Source organism: Cryptosporangium sp. NPDC051539 (genome assembly GCF_044454545.1).
Classification (GTDB): Bacteria; Actinomycetota; Actinomycetes; order Mycobacteriales; family Cryptosporangiaceae; genus Cryptosporangium.
Genome location: NZ_JBITDV010000014.1, coordinates 92,701 through 114,826, shown reverse-complemented (window position 1 = coordinate 114,826; position 22,126 = coordinate 92,701). Strand labels below are relative to the sequence as shown.

The window sequence follows — 22,126 nt, the reverse complement described above, 5'->3', positions numbered from 1 at the left end:
AGGGGACTCGAATGCCTGAATTCGACTATGTCATCGTCGGCGCCGGCACCGCAGGCTGTGTGCTCGCCGCGCGTCTGTCGGAGAATCCGGCCAACGAGGTCCTGCTCGTCGAAGCGGGCAGACCGAGCGGCCCGGAGGCGATCAAGACCTGGTACCTCTGGCCGACGCTCGCGGGCTCCGACATCGACTGGTGCCATTGGACCGAACCCCAGCCCGGCCTGGCCGACACGCGCCTGCTCCTGTCGCAGGGCAAAGTGCTCGGCGGATCCAGCGCGACGAACGGCACGATGCACGTCCGGGGCAGGCCCACCGACTACGACGCCTGGGCCGGTTTCGCCCAGGGCTGGGACCACGCGAGCCTGCTCCCGTACTTCCGCCGCAGCGAAACCGCGTCCACCGGCAACCCGGAGCTCCGGGGCACGGACGGTCCGATGCGGGTCGCGGCCCTTCCCCTCCGCACCGAGCTGGGCGAGGCCCTCCACCGCGCCGCGATCGACGCCGGTTACCCGGAGACCGACGACCTCAACGGTGCCCACCCCGACGGCGTCGGCCGGAACGAGCACAACGTCGTCGCGGGCGTCCGCCAGAGCGCCGCCGACGCCTACCTCGGCCCCGCACGCGACCGGAAGAACCTCACGGTGCTGACCGACGCGACCGCCCGCTGGCTCCAGTTCGCCTACCGGCGGTGCACCGGCGTCCTGCTGCAGACCGCCGACGGTCTGCAGAGCTTCAGCGCCCGGATCGAGGTCGTCGTCGCCGCCGGTGCGATCGGGTCGCCGCACCTGCTGATGGCGTCCGGCATCGGCCCCGCCGATCACCTCACCGAGCACGGTGTCCCGGTCCTGGTCGACGCTCCGCAGGTCGGCAGCAACCTCTACGACCACGTGCTCTCCGGAGTCGTGTACCAGTCGCCGGACGAGTCGAGCCCGCAGCCGCCGCAGACGTTCGTCGTCCGGCCGCCCGGCGACGCCGGCGGACCGCACCACGGTGACGTCCTGATGGTCTGCGTCTCGGTGCCGAACCACTCACCGGCGCTCGCCGGACCGATCAACGGGTACACGATCGCGTTCGGCCTGATGCGGCCGCTGAGCCGCGGCACCGTCCGCCTCGCGAACGCCGACCCCACCCAGCGCCCGCTGGTGAATCCGCGCTACCTGAGCGTCCGGGAAGACATCGACCGGATGATCCAGGGGCTCCGGATGGCACGCGAGGTCGGCGACCAGCCGGCGCTCGACGCCTGGCGCAAGGAGGAGGCCCTCCCGGGCCCCGACGTGCAGAACTACGACGACTGCCTCCGCTACCTGCAGCGATCGGCGACGCCGTTCTTCCATCCGGCCGGTACCTGCCGCCTCGGCGACGACCCGAACTCCGTCGTGGACGGTGAGCTCCGGCTCCGGGGCGTCGAGGGCGTGCGGGTGGTCGACGCCTCGGTCATGCCTGCGCCGATCTGTGCGAACACGAACGCCACGGTGCTGGCGATCGCCGAGCGGGCCGCCGACCTCATCGACGACTCCCGTGTCCGGCCCGGACCGACCCCAACCCGGCATTAAAACGTTTCAATCGACGGCCGCGAGGCCGTTCCGCAGCGCCCGTAACGCATAGTGAGCGCGAGATTTCACCGTCCCGACCGGCACGCGCATCCGCGCCGCCAGTTCCTCGGCCGTCAGCCCTCGCATGTGGAGATCGACGAGAACGCTGCGGTGCGCATCCGACAACCGGCCGAACGCGTGCTGCACGGCGTCGTTGACCACGGCGGCGTCGGAGGTGTCCTCGGCTCGCCCGAGGTGTTCCAGATCGAGGACCGGTGTCTCGGTCGGACGGATCTGCCGAGCCCGGACCGAGTCGATGAAGAGTCTTCTCGCCACGGCAAACAACCATCTGCGCTGATTGTTCTCGTGTTCCGGCAGGCGGTCCACGTGCTGCCACGCGCGGAGCATCGTCTCCTGCAGCATGTCCTCCGCGGTCTGCCGGTCACCCCGGTTGAGCTTGAGCAGATACCGCAGGAGGTCACTCGAGTGTGTCGCGTGCAAGGCGTCGATCCGCGTATCGGGGAGGGACATGCGGCCGACGCTAGAAAGGCCCACTGCGTTGCAACTGACACGGAACTGACAGAGGAACTGGCGCCTTCGGCCCTATGCTCTGGGGCAGATGGTTACGCTGAGCAACGTGCCGGCCGAGAGCAGACCCGAGGTTTACTTCACCGTCCTCGGACCCGTCCGGCTGTTCCGTAACGGTGGAGAACTGGCCGTGGGCCCTGGCCAGGAACAAGCCGTGCTGGCGATGCTGCTGGCCCGGGCCGGCAACCCGATCTCGGTCGCCACGATGATCGATGCGATCTGGAGCGACGCTCCTCCGGCCAGCGCGATGAACGTCATCCAACGGTCCGTCGGCCGGATCCGGCGACTGCTGGAGCCCGGCCTTCCGCACCGCGCGAGCGGGCAGTGGCTGCTGCGGTCCGGCAACTCCTACCGGCTGGTGCTCGACGAGAACGAGTGCGACCTGCTGCGCTTCCGCGCGCTGGTCCGCCGCGCGAAGGAGACCACCCACCCGCTGAAGGCAACCGTCCTGCGCACCGAGGCGCTCGCGCTCTGGGACGGCACCTGCGCCGCGGGCGTCGAGTCCTCGGTCGAGGCCGCCACGGTGTTCCGCGCGATCGACGCCGAGCGTTCGCAGGTGGCGATCCAGGCCGCCGAGGTCGCCGCCGCGTTCACCGGCGCGGTGCCCTCCTACGACCTGCTCCGCGTCCTGCGGGCCGCCGTCGCCGCCGATCCGTTGAACGAACTGCTGCACGCGGCGCTCATCCGCTGCCTCACCGCGGCCGGCCATCGCGCCGAGGCGCTGGGCCTGATCCAGTTCCTCCGGCAGCGTCTGGCCGACGAGCTCGGCATCGGCCCCGGTCCGGCACTGCGACAGGCCCATTTGGACGTCTTACGCTCCGACGATCTTCCGATGCAGGTACCGGCTACCGTGCGTCCCGCGATGGTGCCGGCCGAGCTGACGACGTTCAGCGGCCGCACCGCCGAGATCGAGCACATCGACGCCTCGGTCGCCGACCGGCCGGACGCGGCGATCGTGGTCATCCACGGCATGGGTGGCGTCGGCAAGACCACGCTCGCGGTGCGCTGGGCCCGGGGCAACGCGCACCGGTTCCCCGACGGCGAGCTCTTCGTCGACCTGCGGGGTTTCGGGCCGGAGGGGCGTCCGATCCCGCCCGCCGAGGCGATGGTGCCGCTGCTGAACGCGCTCGGGGTACGCGCCGCCGAGGTGTCGCCGAACGCCGACGAGCGGTTCGCGCTCTACCGTTCGATCCTCGACCGCAAGCGCGTGCTGCTGATCGTCGACAACGCCCGTGACGAGGAGCACATCCGCCCGCTGCTGCCGCCCGGCCGCGGTTCGCTGACGCTGGTGACCAGCCGCAGCCGCCTGACCGGGCTGGTCGGCGCCCAGGGCGCGGTCCCGGTCGCGCTCGGCGCGCTACCGGTCCCCGACGCCCGGGCGATCCTGCGGCGGCGTCTGCGGGTCTCGCTCAGCGAGGACGACAAGGCAGCGGTGGACGAGATCGTCGCGCAGTGCGGCGGGCTGCCGCTGGCGCTCAGCATCGTCGCGGCGCGCCCGCTGAAGGACCCATCGCTCACCCCGCGCACGGTGGCCGACGAGATGCGGGCGAGCGCGTCCCGGCTGCGCGTTCTCGACGGTCGCGACGCCGGGGTGCGCGCGACGCTGCGCTGGTCGTACGAGGCGCTGTCGCCGCCGGCCCGGCGCGCCGTGCGGCTCGCCGCCGTGCACCGCGGCTTCGAGGGCTCGTTGCACCTCACCGCCAGCGTGTGCGGCATCCCGCTGGAGGAGGCGCAGCGCCTCACCGACGAGCTGATCGGGGTGCGGTTCCTCGACGAGCCCAGCCCGGGCCGCTATCAGGCGCACGACCTGATCGGCCTGTTCTCGTTCGAGATGTGCATGGAGGACGAGACCGACGCGAGCCGCCGGGCCGCCCGCGGACGGCTGCTCAGCTGCTACCTGGCGAGCCTGGCCGCCGCGTCGGCGACGGTCGGCGGCGAGATCGGCCCGCTCGACCCGCCCGAGCCCGGGGTGACCCCGCTGACGTTCGACGACGCGGCCACCGTCCGCGATTGGTTCGCGGTCGAGCGTCCGCAAATCGTGCTGACGCTCGACGACCTCGGGAAGCACCCACCGGGTTCGTGGGAGGCCGACCAGTTCGACACGCTGGCCGGCGCGCTGTCGCGGCTGGAAGCCGTGCTGGCCGCGCTGCCGGTCAGGTGATCGGCACTTCGTGGTTCGCGCGGAGCACCCCGAAGGGGTCGACGCGCTTGCGGATCTGCAGCAGGGACTGCCAGGCGCCGGGGTCGAATCCGGTGGACGGATCGACGGAGTGCTGGGTGAAGCTCAGGTAGTTCCGTCCGTTGGTCCAGGGCTCCATCGCGTCGATCGTGCGGTCCTGGTCGAAGATCGTGCGCTCGGCCTGCGGTCCGACCCGCACCCCGCCGGCGAGCAGCAGGAACTGACCGTCGATCCGGTTCAGCACGCCGCCGCCGGGTGCCGGCCGGCCGAGCGCGCCGCCGAGTTGACGCAGCTCGGCGGTGACCACCAGGGAGCTGCCCGCGGTGACCTCCAAGAGCTGTCCGACCGCGGCCGGCGGCAGCTCGCGCAGCAACGCGGAGCGCACCCCGCCGGACGACGGGCCCTCCGGGTCGTGGTGCAGCCGCGAGAGCGCGCGGGCCGGCACCCGGCGGAACGTGTCGAGCTTCGGTTCCAGCGCCCGCAGCGGGGCCAGGAGGCGCTCGGCCTCCCGGTCGTCGCCGATCACCGCGCCGTCGATGATCACCAGGTTGCGGCCGCGCAGTTGCTCGGGGAACTGCGGTACCAGCGGATACTGCACCTGCCGATAGGCGGTGGTGACGGCGTCGGGCGCCTCCGCCGTCCACTCCACCCAGCGCGGCAGGACGCGTCCGGCCTCGCGCAGATCCCAGACGAGCATCCCGGCGTAGGCCGTGCGGAGCCGTTCGAGCTGGAACTCCACCGCGGTGACCAGCCCGAAGTTGCCTGCGCCTCCCCCTCGTAAGGCCCAGAACAGCTGCGGGTCGTGGATCTCGTCGGTGCGGACGAAACTGCCGTCGGCGGTGATCAGCTCGACCGCGGTGACCGCGTTGGAGGCCAGGCCGAGCGCGCGCCCGTACCAGCTCACGCCGCCGCCGAGCGTGTAGCCGACGATCCCGGTGTCGGGGGCCGAGCCGTGCAGCGCGGCGAGCCCGTGCTCGCCGAGCATGTCGACCAGCGGTCCCCAGATCGCACCGGCGCCGACGCGCGCGATTCCGGCCTCGGTGTCGGCCTGATAGCTGTTCAGGAGGTCGGTGCGGACGAGCACGGTGTCGCTCAGGTCGCCGAACGGGTACGCGTTGTGGCCGGTGCCGAGCGGTGCGACCCGCAGTCCCTCGGAGGTGGCCAGCCGGATCATCACCGCCGCTTCGGCACGCGAACGCGGAAAGGCCACGGCGGCCGGGCGGAGCTCGGCGGCCAGCGCCCAGGTCCGGCAGGCCTCCGCGTACTCGAGGTCGGCCGGGCGGTAGATGTGCCGGTCCAGCGTGCCCTGCATCAGCGGCTCTCGTTCTTGGTCAAGGGGGTCACACGTGCGACGACGGCCGGCTCGCCCCAAAGTTCAACGCGCAACTAAACTGGGTGTGGAGCGACTGGCGGCACGGGGATGGGAAACCATCGGGGAGCCTCGTCGCGGGAGTCGACCGCCTGGGCCCCGCGCTGAGGGAGTCGTATGTCTGCCCGTCTGCTTCCCGGCGGTCCGGTGGCCGAGGCCGTGCTCGCCGACGTGTCCGACCGGGTCGCCCGCCTGCGCGAACGCGGCGTGATCCCGTCCCTGGCCACAATTCTCGTCGGCAGCGACGACGCGAGCGCCGGGTACATCCGCATCAAGCAGCGGCAGGCCGCCGAACTCGGCTTCGCCTCACCCCACGACCATCTTCCGGACGACGCCACCCAGGCCGATCTCGAGTCGGCGATCGCTCGGTACAACGACGATCCGGACGTCCACGGGCTGCTGATCCAGTACCCGGTCCCGAAACACCTCGACTACGACGCCGCCCTGCTGACCGTGAACCCGGACATGGACGTCGACGGCATGCACCCGCTGAACGTGGGACGGCTCTCGGTGGGGCTGCCGGGTCCGCTGCCGTGCACCCCGGCCGGCATCGAGGCACTGCTGGCGCACTACGAGATCCCGGTGTCGGGGCGAGAGGTCGTGATCCTCGGCCGCGGTGCCACGCTCGGGCGCCCGCTGGCGATCCTGCTCTCGCAGAAGCGCCCGACCGCGAACGCGGCCGTGACCGTCGTCCACACCGGAGTGCCGGATTGGCAGCGGTACACCTCTCGGGCCGACATCGTGGTGGCGGCGGCCGGGGTGCCCGGCATCCTGCGGCCGGAACACGTCAAGCCCGGGGCGGTCGTGATCGGCGCCGGGGTCCGCTACGAGGGCCGCCGGCTGCTGCCCGACGTGGACGAGGCCTGCGCCGAAGTGGCCGGAGCCATCACCCCGCGAGTCGGCGGGGTAGGCCCGACCACCGTGGCCATGCTCTTCCGCAACGCGGTCCAGGCGGCCGAAACGCTCAGCTGACGAGCCGCCCCGCGGAGACGAGCGTGCCGGCCTGCTTGAGTTGCTGGTGGATCGGTACGACCTCCATCGTCTGGACGCCGGTCAGGGAGCCGATCCGGTCGGTCGTGAACTCGAACAGTTCGTCGAGGTCGCGGCAGTGGGCGACCGCGTGGAGGTTGTACGGCCCGCTCACCGCGGCGGCGAACATGATCTCGGGCTCCCGCGCCAGCGTCCGCCCGACGGTCTTCACCGCCGACGGGTGCACGCGCAGCCACAACACCGCCAGGGCGCGGTACCCGAGCGCCCCGGCCGCGATCTCGACGTCGACGTGGACGACCCGACGGGCGACCAGGGCCTCCAGCCGGCGGGACACCCGGCCGGGGGTGAGGTCCGCGGCGGCGGCGAGATCCACCAGGCTCGCCCGGCCGTCGACGGCCAGCAACCCGAGCAGCTTCCCGTCCGCGGCCGTGAGCAGGGCCGGGTCTTTCGCGACCACCGGAGCCTCGACGAACGGGCCGCTGTCGTCGCTGCCGAGCGCCGCTTCCTCGGCCGGGGTCAGCACCCCTGTCAGCGCCGCCCAGTAGTGCCCCCGACCCCCGACGAACTGCCGCAACATCGCGAACGCCTGGACGTCGATGACGGCGGCGATACGCGGCAACCGGCGGCCGAGCAGATCGTCGCGCTGCTCCGGCGTCCGCGACCGTACGGCGCCGGTGATCTCGGAACCCGCCGCACTCAGCGCCACCCAGCTGACGTCCTCGCGCTTCGCGAGCGCGTCCGCGATCGCGGCGACGCTGCCCGGGCGGCAGCGCAGTCGCACCAGCCACTTGCTCTGGCCGAGCGCCCCCGGATCGACGATCCCGGCGACGCGGACGACACCGTGGGCGCGCAGCCGGCGGTAGCGGCGGCCGACGGCCGCCTCGGTGAGGCCGAGCGCGGAGCCGATCGCGGCGAACGAGGCTCGCGGGTCGATCTGCAGCGCACGAATGATTCGCACATCCTCGGCCTCCAGCTGTACGGATTCAGCCATCGTGTCCTCTCCGAGAAACGTATTCAGACAGTGTGGCGTCCTCCCGGCCCGGCCGTGGAAACACTGGAACCATGTCACCCACAGTTCTGATCGTCGGAGCGTCCCGCGGGCTCGGCCACGCGATGGCGGCCGAGTTCGCCGGCCGCGGATGGAACGTCATCGGCACCGTCCGCGACGCCACGACACGCACACCCCTGCACGACCTCGACGTCACGGTCGAGGAGCTCGACATCAACGAACCGGCGCAGATCGCCGCCCTGCACGAGCGGCTTCCCCGGCTCGACCTGCTCTTCGTCAACGCGGGGACGACCAGCAGCGAGGACGTGCCGATCGGCCAGGTCTCGACCGAGGACTTCGTCACGGTGATGGTCACCAACGCGCTCAGCCCGATGCGGGTCATCGAGGCGCTGGAAGACCGCGTGACCCCGACCGGCCTCATCGGCGCGATGTCGTCCGGGCAGGGCAGCATCACGAACAACACGACCGGCCTGCGCGAGGTCTACCGCGGCAGCAAGGCCGCGCTGAACATGTTCATGCGCAGCTTCGCGGCCCGGCAGTCCGCGACCGAGCGTGCGTTCGTGCTGATGGCGCCGGGCTGGATCCAGACCGCCCTCGGCGGGCCGGGGGCGCCGTTCACGATCGAGGAGAACGTCCCGAAGATCGTGGACGTCCTGGAGTCCAAGCGCGGACGCCCCGGCCTGGAGTACCTCGACTACCAGGGCAAAACCGTGCCCTGGTGATACCCGGCGGGGTTGGCGAGAACCCGGCGGTGATTGGCGTTCCAGCCACTGGGCTCGGCCGAGCTCCCACCCCACGATGGGAAGCGAGCCAACCGAGGGAGCCTTGATGCACGTCCAGATCGTCCTCTACGACGGCTTCGACCCGCTGGACGTCATCGCGCCCTTCGAAGTCCTGGCCGCCGGGGGCGACCTGGTCGACGGCGACCTCTCGGTCGAACTCGTCGCCGAGACCCCGGGCCCGGTCACCAGCGGCACCCGCGGCCTGACCCTCACCGCCACCGGCGTGCTGGACCCGTCCGAACCCGGCTACGTCCTCGTGCCCGGCGTCAGCGGCCCGATCGACGCGGACCCCGACGACGGCATCAACACGATTCCCGTCCTGCTCGCCCGTTTCGGCGAGACCGAGGCGGTCGGGCGCCTGCGGGAAGCACTCGCCAACCCCGGCGTGACGGTGGCCACCCAGTGCGGCGGCTCGCTCGCGCTGGCGATGGCCGGGTTGATCGAGGGCCGCAACGCGGTCACGCACGTCCTCGGCCTGGACCTGCTCGAAGCCACCGGCGTCCACGTCGTCGCCGCCCGGGTCGTCGACGACGGCGATCTGATCAGCTCAGGCGGCGTCACCTCCGGCCTCGACCTCGGGCTGCACATCCTCGAACGCGAATACGGTCCGCGGGTGGCGCACGCCGTCGAGAAGCTCTTCGAGTACGAACGCCGAGGCACCGTCTGGCGCGACACCGGCCGCACGCCGGCAAAGGTCTGAGCCGCCATGCCTCTGGACGGGGCTCCCCTGGACGGGGCTTCCCTCGACGAGTCCTCCCTCCCCGGTGTCTGGGACCTCACGATCAAGACGCCGATCGGCTCGATCGCCGCCGTCTACACGTTCGTCGAATCCGGAGTCACGATCACTGGATCCGCCGCGGGCGCCACCGAAATCGTCGAGCTGCACGACATCACCTCCGACGGGCCCATCGCCACGTGGCGTCAGTCGATCACCAAGCCCATCCGGCTGAACCTGCACTTCGACGTGCGGGTCACCGGGAACACGCTCACCGGCCACTCCCGAGCCGGCCGCCTCCCCCGCAGCCCGGTCACCGGCGTCAAACGGTGATTTGTCTCCTCAGTGTGTGGATGTGACCGGAAAGATCCGATCCCCCCTTCGGCCGACCACTCCTGCTCGCCTCCGGCAGGTTGTTCACCAGGCCCAGGAGGTTCGTGCCGGTGGGCACCAACGGACGCCGTGCGTCGTACTCCGACACCCCGTCGAGCTTTCCTACCAGGGCATCCCGGCCCTCCTGCAGGTACTTCTGCAAATCTGCCTTCGGCTCATCTGACGTCACGCCGGTGAGCGTGCCAGCATCGGTTCATGCCGGATCCGATCTTCGACCACCCCCGGCTCGTCGCCGTCTACGACGCCCTCGAAGGCGACCGCCACGATCTCGACGCCTACGAGGCCCTGGTCGCCGAGCTCCAGGCCACGAAGATCCTCGACATCGGCTGCGGCACGGGCGTCTTCGCCACCCGGCTGGCCGCCGCGGGCAGGAACGTCACCGCCATGGACCCGGCTCCCGGCTCGATCAACTACGCCCGGAACCGGCCCGGCGGACAGCTCGTCAACTGGGTCCGCGGCGAGATCCGCGACGTCCCCGGCAGCGGCTTCGACCTCGCCACGATGACCGGCAACGTGGCGCAGGCGATCACCGACCCGAACAAGTGGGACAAGACCCTCACCGGCGTCCGCCGGCTGCTCCGCTCCGGCGGCCACCTCGTGTTCGAGACCCGCGACCCGGACCTGCGCGCCTGGGACCTGTGGACCCCCGAGCTCACCGACCGCACCGTCGAGGTCGACGGTATCGGCCCGGTCCGGACCTGGACCGAGGTCGTCGACTACGCCCGCCCACTGCTCACGTTCCGCACGTCGTGGGTCTTCCCCGACGGCGCGGTCCTGACGTCCCACTCCACGCTCCGGTTCCGTCCGCGCCACGAGCTCGAAACCACCCTGCGGACGCACGGCTACCGGCTACTCGACGTCCGGGACGCCCCGGACCGCCCCGATCTGGAGTGGGTCTTCATCGCTCAGAAGCCGTGATCCCGGCCCCGACGGCGGCCAGGAGTTGCAGCTTGTCGTGGCTCTCGCTGCCCGGAATCGCGGTGTAGACGAGCAGCGAGTGCGACTGGTCCGGGTCGACCAGTCGCTGGCAGGTCAGTTCCAGTCCGCCGAGCTCGGGATGGACGAACCGCTTGGTCTCTTGGGGCCGGATGCCCACCTCGTGCTCGCCCCAGAGCGTCCGGAACTCGCCGCTCTCGGCCAGCAGGAGCTCGACGAAGTGCGCCGCCCGTGACCCCGGGCCGCGCATCGTGGCGATCCCCCGCAGTCCCGACGTGAACATCCGGGAGAGAAACGCGTGGTCCTCGGGCGCGTACAACGCCCGGGTCGCGGGGTCGGTGAACCAGCGGTACCCGATGCTGCGCGACGGGCCGGTGTACCGGGTCGTGTCACCGGTCAGCGCGACGCCGAACGCGGTCTGGCGCAACGTCTCGCCCAGTTCGGTGACGATCTCCGCGGGAGTGTCACCGAGCCGGTCGAACACCCGCAGCAGCCCCGGGCTGATGTGGTCACCCGCCGGCCCCCGGGTGGGCGGGTTCTGCCCGGCGAGCCGGAACAGGTGGTCGCGCTCGTCCAGCGATAGGTGGAGTCCCTGCGCGATCGACGCGATCATCTGCTCGGACGGCTGCGGCCCGCGCTCCCGCTCGAGCCGCGCGTAGTAATCGGTGGACATGTGACAGAGTGCCGCGGCTTCCTCCCGCCGCAACCCGTTCGTCCGCCGTCGCTGCCCACGCGGGAGCCCGACGTCCTCGGGCTGCAACGACTCCCGCCGACGCCGGAGGAACTCGGCCAATCCGGTCCGATCGATCACGATTAGTTTCTACCGTCCGGTCTCCGCCGTATCCACGACCTACCGATCCGTGGATAACCGCTCGCACGCGAAAAGGCCCGGCCGAAGCCGGGCCTTTTGCATGTGCCGGTCGAGGCGCGCAGGGCCTACTGGGCGCGGGGCCTACCGGGCGCGGCGCCTACCGGGCGCGGCGCTCAGAGCGCGCGGCGGTGACCACGACGGCCGTAGAAGCCGGCGGTCAGGGCGACACCGACCGCGGCGAGCACGATCTGGAAGACCAGCTCGATCCAGTCGAAGCCCTTGGTGTCCGCGACGCCCACGCCGCGAGCGATCGCGGTACCCAGCAGCGCAGCCACGATGCCGATCACGATCGTGAGCCAGATCGGAATGTTCTGCTTGCCCGGAACGACCAGGCGCCCGAGCGCTCCGATGATCAGACCCACAACGAGAGCAGTGATGATGCCGGTGACGGTCACGGCGACTACCTTCCTTTGTCTCCCCCGCCGCAATGATTCGCAGCGACCTGGACACTGGATCCCCCGGAAGACCAAGGAATTAAACGAGATGTGATCTACCAGCAATCACGTTTACCTCGTCAGCCGAACGAGCCGGCCACGTAATCCCCGGCTGGCTGCCGGATCATCACGTTGAGCCGGTTGAACGCGTTGATCAACGCGATGTTCGTGACCAGCGCGACCAGTTGCTCCTCGTCGAAGTGCTTCGTGGCGTCGGCCCACACGTCGTCGGAGACCCCACCGGACGCGTCCGCGATGCGGGTGCCCTCCTCGGCGAGTTCGAGCGCGGCGCGCTCGGCCTCGGTGAAGACCGTGGCCTCGCGCCAGGCGGCCACCAGTAGCAGACGCTGCGCGGTCTCGCCCGCGGCCAGCGCTTCCTTGGCGTGCATGTCGGTGCAGAAGCCGCAACCGTTGATCTGGCTCGCGCGCAGCCGCACGAGCTCCATCGTCGACTCCGGCACGGTCGTCTCGGTCAGCACGCGGCCGGCCGCCGACAGGTGCTTGATGATCTGGCCGGCGACCGGATTGCCGAAGATGTTCAGCCGAGCGTCCATGACTGGCTCCTCAAAGATCTTTTTCGCGGACGCTCACCAGACACCGCCCACCGCGCAAACGTGACACCGCGGCACCACCTGGCTGCAGATGATCTGCGCGCTGCTGATCTTCCGGACGCCACGACTGCCCGCACCGCTGACTGGCCTCTCGCCGTGGGTCGACATGCGACTGCGCCCGATCGACGACCTCCGCGCGGAGCTGGACCAGCAGCGGCACCGGCGCTTCCTCAAGACCCACACGCCGCTCGACGGCCTGCCCGCGGCTCCTGGCGTCACCTACCTGGTCATCGGACGCGACCCGCGGGACGTCGCCGTCTCCATGGACCACCACCGCGCCCACCTCGACGACCACCGCATCCGCGCCCTGCTCGGCGAGTCGACCGAAACCCCCGCTGCGCCTCCGACAGTTGATCAACGTCGACGCATCCTGCGCTGGATCAACGATGAACGACCTCCGACCGTCAACCTCGATTCGCTGCGGAGCGTCGTCGCGCACCTCGACCAGGCCTGGTCACGCCGCCACGACCCGGCCGTGGTCCTGCTCCACCGACCGGCAGGCGTTCTTCCGATCCGGTCAACCGGATCAGTGGCGCACGATCCTCACCGACGAGGACGCCCGGAACTACTCCACGCTGCTCGGCCGCATCGCGTCACCCGGGCTAGTTCAGTGGCTCGAACGCGAGGTACGCGGCTAGCCGTTCGGTGAACTGCCCGCCGGTGGTCAGGCCCACGTACCCGTCCGGCCGGATCAGGAACAGCGCCTCTTCCCCGGCGTCCACGTCGTAGATACGCCGGACGGCCGACTCCCCACGTCCGACCGGGACGAACGGAACCCCAACGGCGGTGCAGGCGACTGCGGCCTCATCGCCGAACGCGACGGCGACGAACTCCGACCGGCGCGCGAACAACCGCCCCGTCGGGAGCGAGGCGTCCGGCGCCCGGTCTCCGGCCCGGACCGACCGCGACGGGGCCCGGAAGTCCTGGCTGAGCCGACACCCGCGGTACCCGGTCCGGAGCTGGAAGACGTCTGACATCTCTCCTGCCATCAGCTTCTCCGCGAGCGGCCGACGCTCCTCTTCGTACGTGTCCAGCAGGCTCTCGGCGGCCCCACCGCCTCCACGCAGGCAGCATGCTCAGCTTCGACCCACCCGAGCACACCCGCCTACGGCGATTCCTCACGCCGGAGTTCACGGTCCGCCGGATCCGCGCGCTCGAGCCCCGGATCCGCCGCTTCCCGGGCCTGCGCGAGGTGCGCGCCGAGTTCCGGGCGTCTCACGCGATCTTCAATCTGGCGAGTTGCGAGGTGTCGTGGTGACCACCGGCCAGCGCGTGCGCGTGCGTGCCGACCGCGGCGTCTGCATCGGCGCCGGGCTCTGCGTCGTCGCCGACGGAGGTGTCTTCGACCAGGACGGGGACGGGCTGATCGTGGTGCTCGAGGCCGGCCCCACCGACACACCCACGGTCAGGCAGGCGATCAGGACCTGCCCGTCGGGGGCGCTGCGCATTGACGAGAACCAGAGCCGCGACGAACGGCGGGTAGGACCAGCCCATCACCAGCACCCCTCACTCGCAGAAGACCTTGACCGTGGCGTGGGCCTCGTCGACGTCGACCACGAGGTCGTCGAGGTGTTCGACCAGGTCCTCGATGTGCTGCGGCTTGAGCGCGGTGAGGTCGATCGGCACCCCCGACTTGCTCAGCTCTTCGTTGGCCCGGAGGAGCGCCTGCGGCGGGATCAGGCTCGTGATCCGCACGCCCGCGCGCAGCAGCTGAATCGGGACCCGGACGTTGATCCGGCCGGACCCGCCGTCGGAGTGGTCGTCCACCATCACCCGCAGGTACTTCGGCCGGGGTTTGGCGGCCCCCGCCGGGGCTTCGGGCTCGGCCCGTTCGAGCGCGGCGATCAGCCTTTCGGCCTCGTCCGCGGTGATCTTCCCTTCCGCCAGCATCTCCAGGATCTGACGGCGCTGTTCGTTCATGCTTGCTCTCCTTACTTATCGGACGCTGACGAGCACGGCCGTGCGGCCTTGCTCGATTTCGAAGCGGACGCCGGGCAGCGCCCAGAAGAGCTGCCCGGCACTGCGGAGCGCGCCCAGCGGGTTGATGCCGAACACCCGGCACGTGATCAGCCCGCCGACCACCGCGATCACCAGCAGCGGTGACAGCACCAGCAACAGCGGCAGAATCGGGACGTAGAGGCGGTGCCAGCGACGGCCGGCCCGGCGGTGGCGCACCGTGATCAGGTTCGGGATCATCGCCGCCGCTCCAGTTCGGCCAGCGCCTCCTCGGCGTTGATCTCTCCCCGGCGCAGCCGGTCGACGACGTCGGCGCCGCTGGGGGCCGGGTTGACGTCGACGAAGTCGAGGTGCTCGGAAATGCGGTTGAGCCGGGACTTGATCGTCGGGTAGCTCACCCCGAAGATCCGTTCCATCTCCTTGATCGAGCCGTGCGCGCGGACGAACGCGGCGACGAAGACCTGGTCGTCGGCGCTGAGTTGAGCCAGTTGCGGCGGATCGAACTGCCCTTCGACGGCGATGCCGCTCTCGGCGAGCCGGACCCGCTCGACGACGAATGACCGCCCACCGGTCAGCTCGGTCAGCTCCTGCCAGTCCACACCCAGCTCCTTCGCCGTCGGCGCTCCGCTACAATCAATTTGTACATTAAGATTCTCAAGATCTCAACGCTCGCCGCTCAATTTTCTTGATTCGGCCTCATCGAAGTAGCGGGCTTCCGCCCGAACTGATCAACGCGCGCCGCCACGACGCCGAGCGCTCGACCGGACTCACTCCCGCCACCCACCGGCCCGAACCGGAAGAGTCCGGGTCCCGCGCCGGACGCGCCCGCCCCGGCCGCACCCCTGCCATTCACTCCCCGCGCCCACGCCGACCCGCCCAGGCGATTACGCCCGCGTCAAGCCCCCGGCTAGCGTCGACCGCATGCTCGCCGGAACCCACGTCCGCCTCCGCGAAGCGACCACGCACGACGCCCCGGCCCTCGCCGAGATCCGCGCCAAACCCGAGGTGTTCCACCGCTGGGGCCCGTTCGACGCCGAAGACCTCGCCGACGACGACGTCGAGATCCTGGTCGTCGAGCACGAGGGCCGCACGGTCGGCGCGATTCAGTGGAGCGAAGAGTCCGACCAGGACTACCGCCACGCCGGAATCGACATCTACCTCGACCCGTCGATCCACGGCCGCGGCCTCGGCTCCGACGCCGTCCGCACGCTCGCCCGCCACCTGATCGACCGCGGCCACCACCGCCTGGTCATCGACCCCGCCGCCGACAACGAGCCTGCGATCCGGTGCTACGCCAAGGTCGGCTTCCGACCGGTCGGCGTCATGCGTCGGTACGAGCGCGGCCCCGACGGCACCTGGCACGACGGGCTCCTGATGGACCTCCTCGCCGAGGAGCTCACCTGACCCCCAGTGCGTCGACCGCCAGCCGTCGCGCTCCTTTCTTGTACATTCGGCCGTGCCTTTCGATTACACGACGATCCCCACCAAGCGCTCCGCGTCCGGGATCTTGTTCACCGACGACGACGGCCGGATCCTGCTGGTCGAACCGACCTACAAGCCCGAATGGGAAATCCCGGGCGGCGCGGTGGAGCTCGACGAGTCCCCGCGTGCGGCGGCCCGCCGGGAGGTGAAGGAGGAGCTGGGCCTCGTCGTCGAGCCCGGCCGCCTGCTCGTGGTCGACTGGTCACCGGCCCACGGCGACCGGACCGAGGGCTTCATGTTCCTCTTCGCCGGTGGCCCCCTCAGTACCCCGGACATCCGCCTGCCGGCCGACGAGCTCCACAGCTGGGCCTGGTGCACTGCCGATCAGGCGGACGTTCGTACCTCACCGCCGCTGGGCCGCCGCATCCGTGCCGCGCTGGCCGCCCGGCAGAGCGGCGACACGCGGTACCTGGAGGACGGCACGGTCGTCGGCGAGGCCTGACCGGCCCGCTCCACGCGAGTGTTCGCAACCGAACGTTCCGGCCGTCGCAGCGCCGAACGAACACGGCCCCGATCAGCGGCAATCTGATGACACACGGGGAACACACCCCGACCACGATCTTCGGAGGCTGGACGACATGAGCGGCTGCTACGACTACGACTACTCGTACGACTGCAACGACAACTACGACTACGACTGCCGGCCGCGTCGTCGCCACCACAAGAAGCGCCACTACAACGACTGCTGGGACTACAGCTACTGCAGCTGAGCACGTAGATAACGACGAGGCCCGGAGCGCTGGTTCGCGCTCCGGGCCTCGTCGCGTTCGGCACCCTCGCTCGCCGAACAACCCGAGGACGCCGCCCGACCACGCGCCCCTGGGGCCGGACACAGCCTGACCCGGCGCGGCCAGGGTGTGTTCCCCGTGTGCCATCAGCTTGTCGCCGATCGGGGCGGCGTTCGTTCGGCCCGGCGACGGCCGGAACGTTCGGAACGTTCGGTTGCCAACACTGCCTCAGCTCAGGGTGGCGGTGGCGGTGCGCAGCTCGGCCAAAGCGGCCAGGGCGTAGTGAGACAGGGGTTTACCGTCGTCGTGGGCGGCTTCGGACCACTGGCTGAAGCCCTGCTTGAACGCCAGAACCCCGATCTCGGCCGCGAGATGCGCCGTCGGGCTCGGCAGCCCGCGCTCGACGAGCGCGGCCGTCGCGGCGGCCGCGAGACCGACGGTCTTGAGCGCGTCCCGCTCCTGCAGTTCGGTGCTGGCCGCTACGGCGGCCTTGATCCGGGGGCCGAGCTCGCGGCTGGTCTGGCCCATCTCGCTCGAGGCGCGTTCGAGCCCGGCGGCCACGGCATCGAGCGGGCCGGCGTCGGCCGGCGCTTCGCGGATTCCGTCGGCGAGCAGCGTGCTCAGGGTCTCCTGGCCGGCGACCAGCACTTCTCGCTTGTCGGCGAAGTGCCGGAAGAAGGTGCTGCGGGTGATGCCCGCGCGCTCGGCGATCTGCGCCACGGTCGTCGCGTCGTAGCCCTGCTCGGTGAACAAGTCGACGGCGGCGACGACCAGTCGCTCGCGTGCTCCCGGTTCCCATCGCGCCATGGGTCCATTCTAGGTGATGCGACACCTGTCTCATCATGGGTGTAGCGTGATGCGACAGGAGTCCCATCACTAGGAGAACCCGATGCGCGTTTTTGTCACCGGCGGTACCGGCACGATCGGCTCGGCCGTGGTCGCTGAATTGCTCGGCAACGGCCACACCGTGCTTGCGCTCGCCCGGTCGGACGGTTCCGAACGGACCCTGAAGGACGCCGGAGCCGAGGTGCTGCGCGGTGGTCTGGCCGACCTCGGCGTGCTCCGCGACGGCGCCGCGCAGACCGAGGGCGTCATCAGCTTGGCCTTCGGCCGCGACTACAGCACTCCGGACGCTCTCGCGGCCGGCATCGCGGAGGAGCGTGCCGCCATGACCATCCTGGGCGAGGCGCTGGTGGGCAGCGGACGGCCGATCGTCGTCGTTTCCGGGACGCCGTGGGTGCCCGGCCGTGCGTCCACCGAAGCCGACCCGACGTCGACCGACGGGCCGGTGGGCGAGCGGGGCCGGTCGGTGAACGCGATGCTGGAGCTGGGGTCGCGTGGCGTACGCGCGACGGCGGTGCGGATGCCGCGGACCGTGCACAACCGGGGTGAGGGCGGGTTCGCCGGACTACTGACCCGCGCCGCCCGTGCGTCGGGGGTGGCCGGCTATCCCGGCGACGGGACGCAGCGCTGGCCGGCTGTGCACGCACTCGACGCCGCGGTGCTGTTCCGGCTGGTGCTGGAGTCGGCGCCGGCCGGGACGGTGTGGCACGCGGTCGCCGACGAGGGCGACGCCGTGCGAGATATCGCGGAGGTCGTCGGGCGTCGACTCGGCCTACCCGTGCGGGCGGTGCCGGAAGAGACGTTCGGACCGTTCGGACCGATCTTCGCCCTGGACCAGCCGGCGTCGAGCGTCACAACGCGCGAGGCGCTCGGGTGGCAGCCCAGTCACCCGGCGCTCCTCGCCGATCTCGAGAACATTCAGCCTTGACGGTGCGCCCCGCCCTCGGGAGCAACTCGAGGAAGGCCGCGAGCCCCTTCGGTATGCGACCAATGTTCGCATTGGGTAGCGAATGAACTTCGGGGTCGTTCGCTCGTCGTCGCTGGTATGACTTCGTTGAACAAGCAACCACAGCGGGCCCTGATCACTCCCCGTTACGTGCCGTACGCGGCCGTCCCGGTCGCGCATCCACCGCACCGAGGACCGCGGCGAAAACTGCTACGGCGGTTCCTGCCCACCCGTCGGACGGCGCTCTGATGCGGTCGACGCTGAAGCAGTACGTCTACCGTCCGGGAGACGCCGAGTACGAACAGGTCTCCGGCCTCGGACCGGCAGCGGTCGCGTTTCCGCGGTCGCCGGCCGAGGCCGCCGCGGTCGTCCGGACGGCCACCGTCGAGGGCCTGCGGGTGGCGCCGATCGGGTCGGGGCAGAACACCGGCCCGTTCGGAGACCTCAGCGACACCGTCCTCGTCCGGACCGGCTACCTGAACACCTACGACTTCAACCGGCGGATCGCCCGGGTCGGTGCGGGGGCGACCTGGGGTCCGCTGGTCGACGTGCTCGGGAAGCGCGGGCTGGCCGTGCTGCACGGCTCGTCGCCGGACACCGGAGTGGTCGGGTACACGCTGGGCGGCGGCGTCGGCTGGTACGGGCGCGCGCTCGGGCTGGCCGCGAACACGGTGGCCGCGGTGGAGCTCGTCACCGCGGACGGCGGCCTGGTCCGGGCCGACGAGAGCCACGAGGCGGAGCTGTTCTGGGCGCTGCGCGGCGGCGGTGGAGGCAACTACGGCCTGGTCACGGCGCTGGAGCTGCGTCTGGAGTGGATCCGGAACGTGTACGCCGGAATGCTGGTGTGGGATCTGCGGGACGCGGAGCGGGTGCTGCCGCAGTGGGCGGAGTGGGCGGCGAATGCCCCGGATGCGGTCACCACCGTGTACCGGCAGGTGCAGTTCCCGGTGAGTCCGGACATTCCGGAGGCGCTGCGCGGGCGGCGGCTGGTGATCATCGGCGGGGCGGTGCTGGCAAGCGACGGTGAGGCCGAGCAGATGCTCGGGCCGTTGCGACGGTTGCGGCCCCGGCTGGACACGTTCCGCCGCGGACCGGCGCGCGAACTCGTCGAGATGCACGCCGACACACCGGCCCCGGGCGGTGTTCAGTCGGTGCTGCTGCGTGAGGCGCCTTCGGTCGACCGGTTGCTGGCGGACTCCTCGTTCGAGTTGCGGCAACTCGGGGGTGCGCTGAGCCATTCCGCCCCGGACGCCGGGGCGCTGGACCAGCTGGACGGCCAGTTCCTGCTGCTGGCCGACGAGCGGACGGTGGAGGCGATGGCTCCGTGGGCGAGCGGCCAGAACTACCTGCCGTTCACGCACCGGCGCGTCGACCCGGCGACCGGCTTCGCGCCCGAGGTCTGGCCGTTGCTGCGCCAGATCCGCCGCCGGGTCGACCCCTCCGGGGTCTTCCGCGCCAACCACGAGATCCCGCTCTAAGTCAGCGGCCTCCGCCGGACCAGGACCCGGCGACGCGCGATCCGCCATCCCTCCGGCCTGCGCTCGACGACGTCTTCGTAGACGACGCTGCCCGCGGTGCCGTCCGCCCGGACGCCGATGCCCTGGGAGCGGACGAGAGCCCGGTCGTCGCCGTCGGCGGTGACGACGGTGTTCGTGACGTGGTGCCCGACCGGGTGTTCGACGCCGGGGTCGGGCGTGCGGAACAGGTCGAGCCCGGTCACCGTGCCCAGCCCGAGGTCGGTGAGGTCGTGGACCACGTCGGCCGCGAACACCTCCTCGATCCGTTGCATCTCGCCGGCGTCCACGAGGTGGCCGTGCATGGCGATCAGTTCGATGATGTCCAGCCGGTCTTCGACGAGCATCGTGTGTTCTCCGAGCTATCTGGGGACTTCCCCGTTTAGGGGCTCGGCGGTAGATTACCGGGGAGTTCCCCACTTCGAAAGAGGGTTGATGGCGCGAGCACAACGGGCCGACGCGGTCCGCAACGCCGACGCGATCCTCGCCGCCGCCGAGCACCTGTTCTCCGAGCGCGGCCCGGACGTTCCGTTCGACGAGATCGCGCGTCGGGCCGGCGTCGGCAACGCCACCCTCTACCGGCACTTCCCCACCCGGAGCGACCTGCTGGTCGCGGTCTACGGCGACCAGGTCGCCGAGCTCTGCCGCCGCGCCGACCGTCGGCCTGACGGCCTCCCGCCCGAAGTGGCGCTGTTCGATTGGCTGGACGAGTTCGTGCTGCACGTCGTCAGCAAGCGCGACCTCGCACTCGCCATCACCGAGACCGCCGACGGCCGGCGCAGCGCGTTGTTCGAGCAGTGGCACGCGACGATCAGCGCCACGGCGGCCGGGCTGCTCACCGCCGCGCAGGCCGGCGGTGCGGTGCGGCCCGAGATCACCGCCCGCGACCTGCTCGCGCTGCTCAGCGCGGTCGCCGTGGCCGGTACGGACGCGGAGCACGCGCGCCGGCTGCTGGGGATCGTCCGGCACGGGCTGGAACCGTAGGCGCGGACCGGGCTGTCGGGGTGGTCGTTCATGCCCGCTGGCGCTCCTCACGTTCCTGGACCAGCTCGGCCACCGCGCTCGGCAGCGTCGTCTCGAAGTCGATCAGCTTCACCCAGGTCGGCGTCACGACGATCCGGACCATCCCGTCGTACAGCGACCGCACCTCTTTCTCCCACTCCACCCGCTGCTCGGCCGTCATCTCGTAGGACCCGTTCATCTGCAGGTACTCCTCCGGGATACCGTCGACGACGTCCAGCTCGGCCCGGCCGCGGATGAGCAGGATCTTCGGCGGATGGACCTCTGTGTCGATCGTCAGCGCGACCATCGGGTTCGCCGCCAGCGCCGCGAGCTTCGGCGCGTTCTTCGATGTGCACATCACGACCTCCGTCCCGTTCCACGTGAACGCGATCGGGACGTTGCGCGGCGTGCCGTCCTTCGCGACGTACGCCAGCCGGGTCAGGTCGCGGGCCAGCAGCTCCCGGCTGTACGGGCGGTTCAGGATCCCGGCGATCTCGTTCTGCTCCATCGGGGGCGCTCCTTCGTCGTAGTCGCTCCCGGGACGGAACCACTTCGACGTTCTCGACATCCGGTGCGAAGTACATTCGCCGCGTGCCAGACTTCAGATCGTTCCAGCTCAAGCTGGTCGTCCTCGAGCAGCTCGTCGACGACGAGCTCACCGCCCGCCTGCGCGCGCTCGCCGGGGACGCCTACAGCTACGGCCACTACGAGCCGGTGCCGGAGAGCGAGCGGCTCCTGCGCGGTCTGGACCTGCCGGACGAGCGGCTCGCGGGCGTCACGTCGCTGGTGTTCGACGGTGGGCTGGCGATCTACGACCTGCTCACCCCGGGCTGGGACGGCGAGTCCGACGAGCTCGACACGACCGATCTGACCGACCTGGGGTTGCTGCGGAACCTCGAGGAGTTCGTCGTCGTCTCGATGATCCCGGACGAGGTGGACGTCACTCCGCTGCTCGCGCGGCCGAACCTGCGCCGGGTCCACTGGCGGCGGATCGCGCGCGACGAGGCGGTGGCCACCCAACTGCGCGCCCGCGGTGTGGAGGTCGGTCCCGGCTGACCGAGGTCCCACGACGCGAACGAGCCCGGAACGCGTTCGCGCTCCGGGCTCGGACAGTGCTCGGGTGTCAGCTGCAGTAGCTGTAGTCCCAGCAGTCGTTGTAGTGGCGCTTCTTGTGGTGGCGACGACGAGGCCGGCAGTCGTAGTCGTACGAGTCGTTGCAGTCGTACGAGTAGTCGTAGCAGTCGCTCAT

At 70.7% G+C, this 22,126-nt stretch carries 30 protein-coding genes and 2 pseudogenes; 17 read left to right on the top strand and 15 right to left on the bottom strand.

Going from position 1 to position 22,126, the window contains the following annotated elements; all coding sequences use genetic code 11:
• Positions 1-11 precede the first annotated feature (11 nt).
• A complete protein-coding gene (locus tag ACIBZJ_RS35805; RefSeq protein WP_395937742.1) occupies positions 12-1,550 on the top strand; it encodes a GMC family oxidoreductase in 1,539 nt (512 codons plus the stop codon).
• 6 nt (positions 1,551-1,556) lie between these two features.
• On the opposite strand, the gene ACIBZJ_RS35800 is transcribed toward ACIBZJ_RS35805, so the two are convergent.
• On the bottom strand, positions 1,557-2,060 hold the full coding sequence (locus ACIBZJ_RS35800) for a sigma-70 family RNA polymerase sigma factor (protein WP_395937740.1): 504 nt from the start codon (positions 2,058-2,060) through the stop codon (positions 1,557-1,559).
• Between the two features lie 88 nt (positions 2,061-2,148).
• Between ACIBZJ_RS35800 and ACIBZJ_RS35795 the strand changes: the two genes are divergently transcribed.
• Complete coding sequence (locus tag ACIBZJ_RS35795) at positions 2,149-4,278, top strand: BTAD domain-containing putative transcriptional regulator (RefSeq protein ID WP_395937739.1); 2,130 nt, start codon at positions 2,149-2,151, stop codon at positions 4,276-4,278.
• Here ACIBZJ_RS35795 and ACIBZJ_RS35790 read toward each other — a convergent pair.
• Positions 4,271-5,608: an FAD-binding oxidoreductase gene (locus ACIBZJ_RS35790; RefSeq protein WP_395937737.1), complete on the bottom strand. Its 1,338-nt coding sequence runs from the start codon at positions 5,606-5,608 to the stop codon at positions 4,271-4,273. The genes ACIBZJ_RS35795 and ACIBZJ_RS35790 overlap by 8 nt on opposite strands.
• A gap of 174 nt (positions 5,609-5,782) precedes the next feature.
• Between ACIBZJ_RS35790 and ACIBZJ_RS35785 the strand changes: the two genes are divergently transcribed.
• Complete coding sequence (locus ACIBZJ_RS35785) at positions 5,783-6,637, top strand: bifunctional 5,10-methylenetetrahydrofolate dehydrogenase/5,10-methenyltetrahydrofolate cyclohydrolase (RefSeq protein WP_395937735.1); 855 nt, start codon at positions 5,783-5,785, stop codon at positions 6,635-6,637.
• On the opposite strand, the gene ACIBZJ_RS35780 is transcribed toward ACIBZJ_RS35785, so the two are convergent.
• On the bottom strand, positions 6,630-7,646 hold the full coding sequence (locus tag ACIBZJ_RS35780; protein WP_395937733.1) for an Lrp/AsnC family transcriptional regulator: 1,017 nt from the start codon (positions 7,644-7,646) through the stop codon (positions 6,630-6,632). The two genes, ACIBZJ_RS35785 and ACIBZJ_RS35780, sit on opposite strands and share 8 nt — an antisense overlap.
• Positions 7,647-7,717: 71 nt before the next feature.
• On the opposite strand from ACIBZJ_RS35780, the gene ACIBZJ_RS35775 reads away from it, so the two are divergent.
• The 3 genes from ACIBZJ_RS35775 (at position 7,718) to ACIBZJ_RS35765 (ending at position 9,494) form a co-directional block, all read left to right on the top strand.
• Entirely contained in the window at positions 7,718-8,386 is a 669-nt protein-coding gene (locus ACIBZJ_RS35775) for an SDR family NAD(P)-dependent oxidoreductase (RefSeq protein ID WP_395937731.1), read from the top strand.
• Positions 8,387-8,492: 106 nt separating this feature from the next.
• Entirely contained in the window at positions 8,493-9,146 is a 654-nt protein-coding gene (locus tag ACIBZJ_RS35770) for a DJ-1/PfpI family protein (protein ID WP_395937729.1), read from the top strand.
• A 6-nt stretch (positions 9,147-9,152) separates the two neighbouring features.
• Positions 9,153-9,494, top strand: a complete 342-nt coding sequence (locus ACIBZJ_RS35765; RefSeq protein ID WP_395937727.1) for a hypothetical protein — start codon at positions 9,153-9,155, stop codon at positions 9,492-9,494.
• A gap of 76 nt (positions 9,495-9,570) precedes the next feature.
• Here the strand turns inward: ACIBZJ_RS35765 and ACIBZJ_RS35760 are convergent.
• Positions 9,571-9,723, bottom strand: a pseudogene (locus ACIBZJ_RS35760) (DUF664 domain-containing protein); the annotation flags it as partial.
• A 26-nt stretch (positions 9,724-9,749) separates the two neighbouring features.
• Between ACIBZJ_RS35760 and ACIBZJ_RS35755 the strand changes: the two are divergent.
• Positions 9,750-10,472: a class I SAM-dependent methyltransferase gene (locus ACIBZJ_RS35755; protein WP_395937725.1), complete on the top strand. Its 723-nt coding sequence runs from the start codon at positions 9,750-9,752 to the stop codon at positions 10,470-10,472.
• Here ACIBZJ_RS35755 and ACIBZJ_RS35750 read toward each other — a convergent pair.
• From ACIBZJ_RS35750 to ACIBZJ_RS35740, 3 genes are all read right to left on the bottom strand, one after another.
• Positions 10,453-11,301, bottom strand: coding sequence for a helix-turn-helix transcriptional regulator (locus ACIBZJ_RS35750; protein ID WP_395937723.1), 849 nt, complete (start codon positions 11,299-11,301; stop codon positions 10,453-10,455). The genes ACIBZJ_RS35755 and ACIBZJ_RS35750 overlap by 20 nt on opposite strands.
• 173 nt (positions 11,302-11,474) lie before the next feature.
• The gene (locus ACIBZJ_RS35745; RefSeq protein ID WP_395937721.1) at positions 11,475-11,756 is read right to left on the bottom strand and encodes a GlsB/YeaQ/YmgE family stress response membrane protein; all 282 of its coding nucleotides are present in this window, start codon (positions 11,754-11,756) and stop codon (positions 11,475-11,477) included.
• A gap of 119 nt (positions 11,757-11,875) precedes the next feature.
• Positions 11,876-12,349 (bottom strand): carboxymuconolactone decarboxylase family protein, encoded by a 474-nt coding sequence (locus tag ACIBZJ_RS35740; protein WP_395937719.1) that lies wholly within the window; start codon positions 12,347-12,349, stop codon positions 11,876-11,878.
• A gap of 88 nt (positions 12,350-12,437) precedes the next feature.
• Between ACIBZJ_RS35740 and ACIBZJ_RS35735 the strand changes: the two genes are divergently transcribed.
• Positions 12,438-13,055 (top strand): sulfotransferase domain-containing protein, encoded by a 618-nt coding sequence (locus tag ACIBZJ_RS35735; protein WP_395937717.1) that lies wholly within the window; start codon positions 12,438-12,440, stop codon positions 13,053-13,055.
• Here ACIBZJ_RS35735 and ACIBZJ_RS35730 read toward each other — a convergent pair.
• The gene (locus ACIBZJ_RS35730; RefSeq protein ID WP_395937715.1) at positions 13,009-13,383 is read right to left on the bottom strand and encodes a hypothetical protein; all 375 of its coding nucleotides are present in this window, start codon (positions 13,381-13,383) and stop codon (positions 13,009-13,011) included. The genes ACIBZJ_RS35735 and ACIBZJ_RS35730 overlap by 47 nt on opposite strands.
• 95 nt (positions 13,384-13,478) lie before the next feature.
• Between ACIBZJ_RS35730 and ACIBZJ_RS35725 the strand changes: the two genes are divergently transcribed.
• Positions 13,479-13,664 carry a hypothetical protein gene (locus ACIBZJ_RS35725; protein ID WP_395937713.1) on the top strand — a complete coding sequence of 62 codons (186 nt, stop codon included), beginning with the start codon at positions 13,479-13,481 and terminating at the stop codon, positions 13,662-13,664.
• Positions 13,658-13,846 (top strand): annotated as a pseudogene (locus tag ACIBZJ_RS35720) (ferredoxin); the annotation flags it as partial. The gene ACIBZJ_RS35725 and the pseudogene ACIBZJ_RS35720, both read left to right, overlap by 7 nt.
• A gap of 66 nt (positions 13,847-13,912) precedes the next feature.
• Here ACIBZJ_RS35720 and ACIBZJ_RS35715 read toward each other — a convergent pair.
• From ACIBZJ_RS35715 to ACIBZJ_RS35705, 3 genes are read right to left on the bottom strand one after another with little or no spacing between them, the layout of a single operon-like run.
• Positions 13,913-14,326 carry an SHOCT-like domain-containing protein gene (locus ACIBZJ_RS35715; RefSeq protein ID WP_395937711.1) on the bottom strand — a complete coding sequence of 138 codons (414 nt, stop codon included), beginning with the start codon at positions 14,324-14,326 and terminating at the stop codon, positions 13,913-13,915.
• Positions 14,327-14,341: 15 nt separating this feature from the next.
• Positions 14,342-14,602, bottom strand: coding sequence for a hypothetical protein (locus tag ACIBZJ_RS35710; RefSeq protein ID WP_395937709.1), 261 nt, complete (start codon positions 14,600-14,602; stop codon positions 14,342-14,344).
• On the bottom strand, positions 14,599-14,961 hold the full coding sequence (locus ACIBZJ_RS35705; RefSeq protein WP_395937707.1) for a DUF2089 domain-containing protein: 363 nt from the start codon (positions 14,959-14,961) through the stop codon (positions 14,599-14,601). The genes ACIBZJ_RS35710 and ACIBZJ_RS35705 overlap by 4 nt, the downstream gene beginning before the upstream one ends.
• A 322-nt stretch (positions 14,962-15,283) precedes the next feature.
• On the opposite strand from ACIBZJ_RS35705, the gene ACIBZJ_RS35700 reads away from it, so the two are divergent.
• The 3 genes from ACIBZJ_RS35700 (at position 15,284) to ACIBZJ_RS35690 (ending at position 16,554) form a co-directional block, all read left to right on the top strand.
• Positions 15,284-15,766: a GNAT family N-acetyltransferase gene (locus tag ACIBZJ_RS35700; protein WP_395937705.1), complete on the top strand. Its 483-nt coding sequence runs from the start codon at positions 15,284-15,286 to the stop codon at positions 15,764-15,766.
• 52 nt (positions 15,767-15,818) lie between these two features.
• Entirely contained in the window at positions 15,819-16,286 is a 468-nt protein-coding gene (locus tag ACIBZJ_RS35695; protein ID WP_395937703.1) for an NUDIX domain-containing protein, read from the top strand.
• Positions 16,287-16,422: 136 nt separating this feature from the next.
• Positions 16,423-16,554, top strand: coding sequence for a hypothetical protein (locus ACIBZJ_RS35690; protein ID WP_395932393.1), 132 nt, complete (start codon positions 16,423-16,425; stop codon positions 16,552-16,554).
• Positions 16,555-16,800: 246 nt separating this feature from the next.
• Here the strand turns inward: ACIBZJ_RS35690 and ACIBZJ_RS35685 are convergent, their stop codons facing one another.
• Positions 16,801-17,379: a TetR/AcrR family transcriptional regulator gene (locus ACIBZJ_RS35685; protein WP_395937701.1), complete on the bottom strand. Its 579-nt coding sequence runs from the start codon at positions 17,377-17,379 to the stop codon at positions 16,801-16,803.
• An 82-nt stretch (positions 17,380-17,461) separates the two neighbouring features.
• On the opposite strand from ACIBZJ_RS35685, the gene ACIBZJ_RS35680 reads away from it, so the two are divergent.
• Together ACIBZJ_RS35680 and ACIBZJ_RS35675 are read left to right on the top strand one after the other, a co-directional pair.
• Positions 17,462-18,343 carry an SDR family oxidoreductase gene (locus ACIBZJ_RS35680; RefSeq protein WP_395937699.1) on the top strand — a complete coding sequence of 294 codons (882 nt, stop codon included), beginning with the start codon at positions 17,462-17,464 and terminating at the stop codon, positions 18,341-18,343.
• Between the two features lie 266 nt (positions 18,344-18,609).
• Positions 18,610-19,839, top strand: coding sequence for an FAD-binding protein (locus tag ACIBZJ_RS35675; protein WP_395937697.1), 1,230 nt, complete (start codon positions 18,610-18,612; stop codon positions 19,837-19,839).
• On the opposite strand, the gene ACIBZJ_RS35670 is transcribed toward ACIBZJ_RS35675, so the two are convergent.
• The gene (locus ACIBZJ_RS35670) at positions 19,836-20,222 is read right to left on the bottom strand and encodes a nuclear transport factor 2 family protein (protein ID WP_395937695.1); all 387 of its coding nucleotides are present in this window, start codon (positions 20,220-20,222) and stop codon (positions 19,836-19,838) included. The genes ACIBZJ_RS35675 and ACIBZJ_RS35670 overlap by 4 nt on opposite strands.
• Before the next feature lie 88 nt (positions 20,223-20,310).
• Between ACIBZJ_RS35670 and ACIBZJ_RS35665 the strand changes: the two genes are divergently transcribed.
• Entirely contained in the window at positions 20,311-20,859 is a 549-nt protein-coding gene (locus tag ACIBZJ_RS35665; RefSeq protein ID WP_395937693.1) for a TetR/AcrR family transcriptional regulator, read from the top strand.
• Between the two features lie 28 nt (positions 20,860-20,887).
• Here the strand turns inward: ACIBZJ_RS35665 and ACIBZJ_RS35660 are convergent, their stop codons facing one another.
• Positions 20,888-21,385 (bottom strand): pyridoxamine 5'-phosphate oxidase family protein, encoded by a 498-nt coding sequence (locus ACIBZJ_RS35660; RefSeq protein WP_395937691.1) that lies wholly within the window; start codon positions 21,383-21,385, stop codon positions 20,888-20,890.
• 83 nt (positions 21,386-21,468) lie between these two features.
• On the opposite strand from ACIBZJ_RS35660, the gene ACIBZJ_RS35655 reads away from it, so the two are divergent.
• Positions 21,469-21,933, top strand: a complete 465-nt coding sequence (locus ACIBZJ_RS35655) for a DUF6892 domain-containing protein (protein WP_395937689.1) — start codon at positions 21,469-21,471, stop codon at positions 21,931-21,933.
• A 67-nt stretch (positions 21,934-22,000) separates the two neighbouring features.
• Here the strand turns inward: ACIBZJ_RS35655 and ACIBZJ_RS35650 are convergent, their stop codons facing one another.
• A complete protein-coding gene (locus tag ACIBZJ_RS35650; RefSeq protein WP_395937416.1) occupies positions 22,001-22,126 on the bottom strand; it encodes a hypothetical protein in 126 nt (41 codons plus the stop codon).

Coding starts and splice junctions, on each gene's coding strand:
- ACIBZJ_RS35650 (WP_395937416.1), bottom strand. CDS start 22,126: ATGAGCGACTGCTACGACTACTCGTACGACTGCAACGACTCGTACGAC.
- ACIBZJ_RS35805 (WP_395937742.1), top strand. CDS start 12: ATGCCTGAATTCGACTATGTCATCGTCGGCGCCGGCACCGCAGGCTGT.
- ACIBZJ_RS35730 (WP_395937715.1), bottom strand. CDS start 13,383: ATGTCAGACGTCTTCCAGCTCCGGACCGGGTACCGCGGGTGTCGGCTC.
- ACIBZJ_RS35710 (WP_395937709.1), bottom strand. CDS start 14,602: ATGATCCCGAACCTGATCACGGTGCGCCACCGCCGGGCCGGCCGTCGC.
- ACIBZJ_RS35670 (WP_395937695.1), bottom strand. CDS start 20,222: ATGCTCGTCGAAGACCGGCTGGACATCATCGAACTGATCGCCATGCAC.
- ACIBZJ_RS35785 (WP_395937735.1), top strand. CDS start 5,783: ATGTCTGCCCGTCTGCTTCCCGGCGGTCCGGTGGCCGAGGCCGTGCTC.
- ACIBZJ_RS35780 (WP_395937733.1), bottom strand. CDS start 7,646: ATGGCTGAATCCGTACAGCTGGAGGCCGAGGATGTGCGAATCATTCGT.
- ACIBZJ_RS35690 (WP_395932393.1), top strand. CDS start 16,423: ATGAGCGGCTGCTACGACTACGACTACTCGTACGACTGCAACGACAAC.
- ACIBZJ_RS35775 (WP_395937731.1), top strand. CDS start 7,718: ATGTCACCCACAGTTCTGATCGTCGGAGCGTCCCGCGGGCTCGGCCAC.
- ACIBZJ_RS35665 (WP_395937693.1), top strand. CDS start 20,311: ATGGCGCGAGCACAACGGGCCGACGCGGTCCGCAACGCCGACGCGATC.
- ACIBZJ_RS35765 (WP_395937727.1), top strand. CDS start 9,153: ATGCCTCTGGACGGGGCTCCCCTGGACGGGGCTTCCCTCGACGAGTCC.
- ACIBZJ_RS35685 (WP_395937701.1), bottom strand. CDS start 17,379: ATGGCGCGATGGGAACCGGGAGCACGCGAGCGACTGGTCGTCGCCGCC.
- ACIBZJ_RS35740 (WP_395937719.1), bottom strand. CDS start 12,349: ATGGACGCTCGGCTGAACATCTTCGGCAATCCGGTCGCCGGCCAGATC.
- ACIBZJ_RS35735 (WP_395937717.1), top strand. CDS start 12,438: ATGATCTGCGCGCTGCTGATCTTCCGGACGCCACGACTGCCCGCACCG.
- ACIBZJ_RS35715 (WP_395937711.1), bottom strand. CDS start 14,326: ATGAACGAACAGCGCCGTCAGATCCTGGAGATGCTGGCGGAAGGGAAG.
- ACIBZJ_RS35725 (WP_395937713.1), top strand. CDS start 13,479: ATGCTCAGCTTCGACCCACCCGAGCACACCCGCCTACGGCGATTCCTC.
- ACIBZJ_RS35660 (WP_395937691.1), bottom strand. CDS start 21,385: ATGGAGCAGAACGAGATCGCCGGGATCCTGAACCGCCCGTACAGCCGG.
- ACIBZJ_RS35755 (WP_395937725.1), top strand. CDS start 9,750: ATGCCGGATCCGATCTTCGACCACCCCCGGCTCGTCGCCGTCTACGAC.
- ACIBZJ_RS35675 (WP_395937697.1), top strand. CDS start 18,610: ATGCGGTCGACGCTGAAGCAGTACGTCTACCGTCCGGGAGACGCCGAG.
- ACIBZJ_RS35700 (WP_395937705.1), top strand. CDS start 15,284: ATGCTCGCCGGAACCCACGTCCGCCTCCGCGAAGCGACCACGCACGAC.
- ACIBZJ_RS35790 (WP_395937737.1), bottom strand. CDS start 5,608: ATGCAGGGCACGCTGGACCGGCACATCTACCGCCCGGCCGACCTCGAG.
- ACIBZJ_RS35800 (WP_395937740.1), bottom strand. CDS start 2,060: ATGTCCCTCCCCGATACGCGGATCGACGCCTTGCACGCGACACACTCG.
- ACIBZJ_RS35680 (WP_395937699.1), top strand. CDS start 17,462: ATGCGCGTTTTTGTCACCGGCGGTACCGGCACGATCGGCTCGGCCGTG.
- ACIBZJ_RS35770 (WP_395937729.1), top strand. CDS start 8,493: ATGCACGTCCAGATCGTCCTCTACGACGGCTTCGACCCGCTGGACGTC.
- ACIBZJ_RS35795 (WP_395937739.1), top strand. CDS start 2,149: ATGGTTACGCTGAGCAACGTGCCGGCCGAGAGCAGACCCGAGGTTTAC.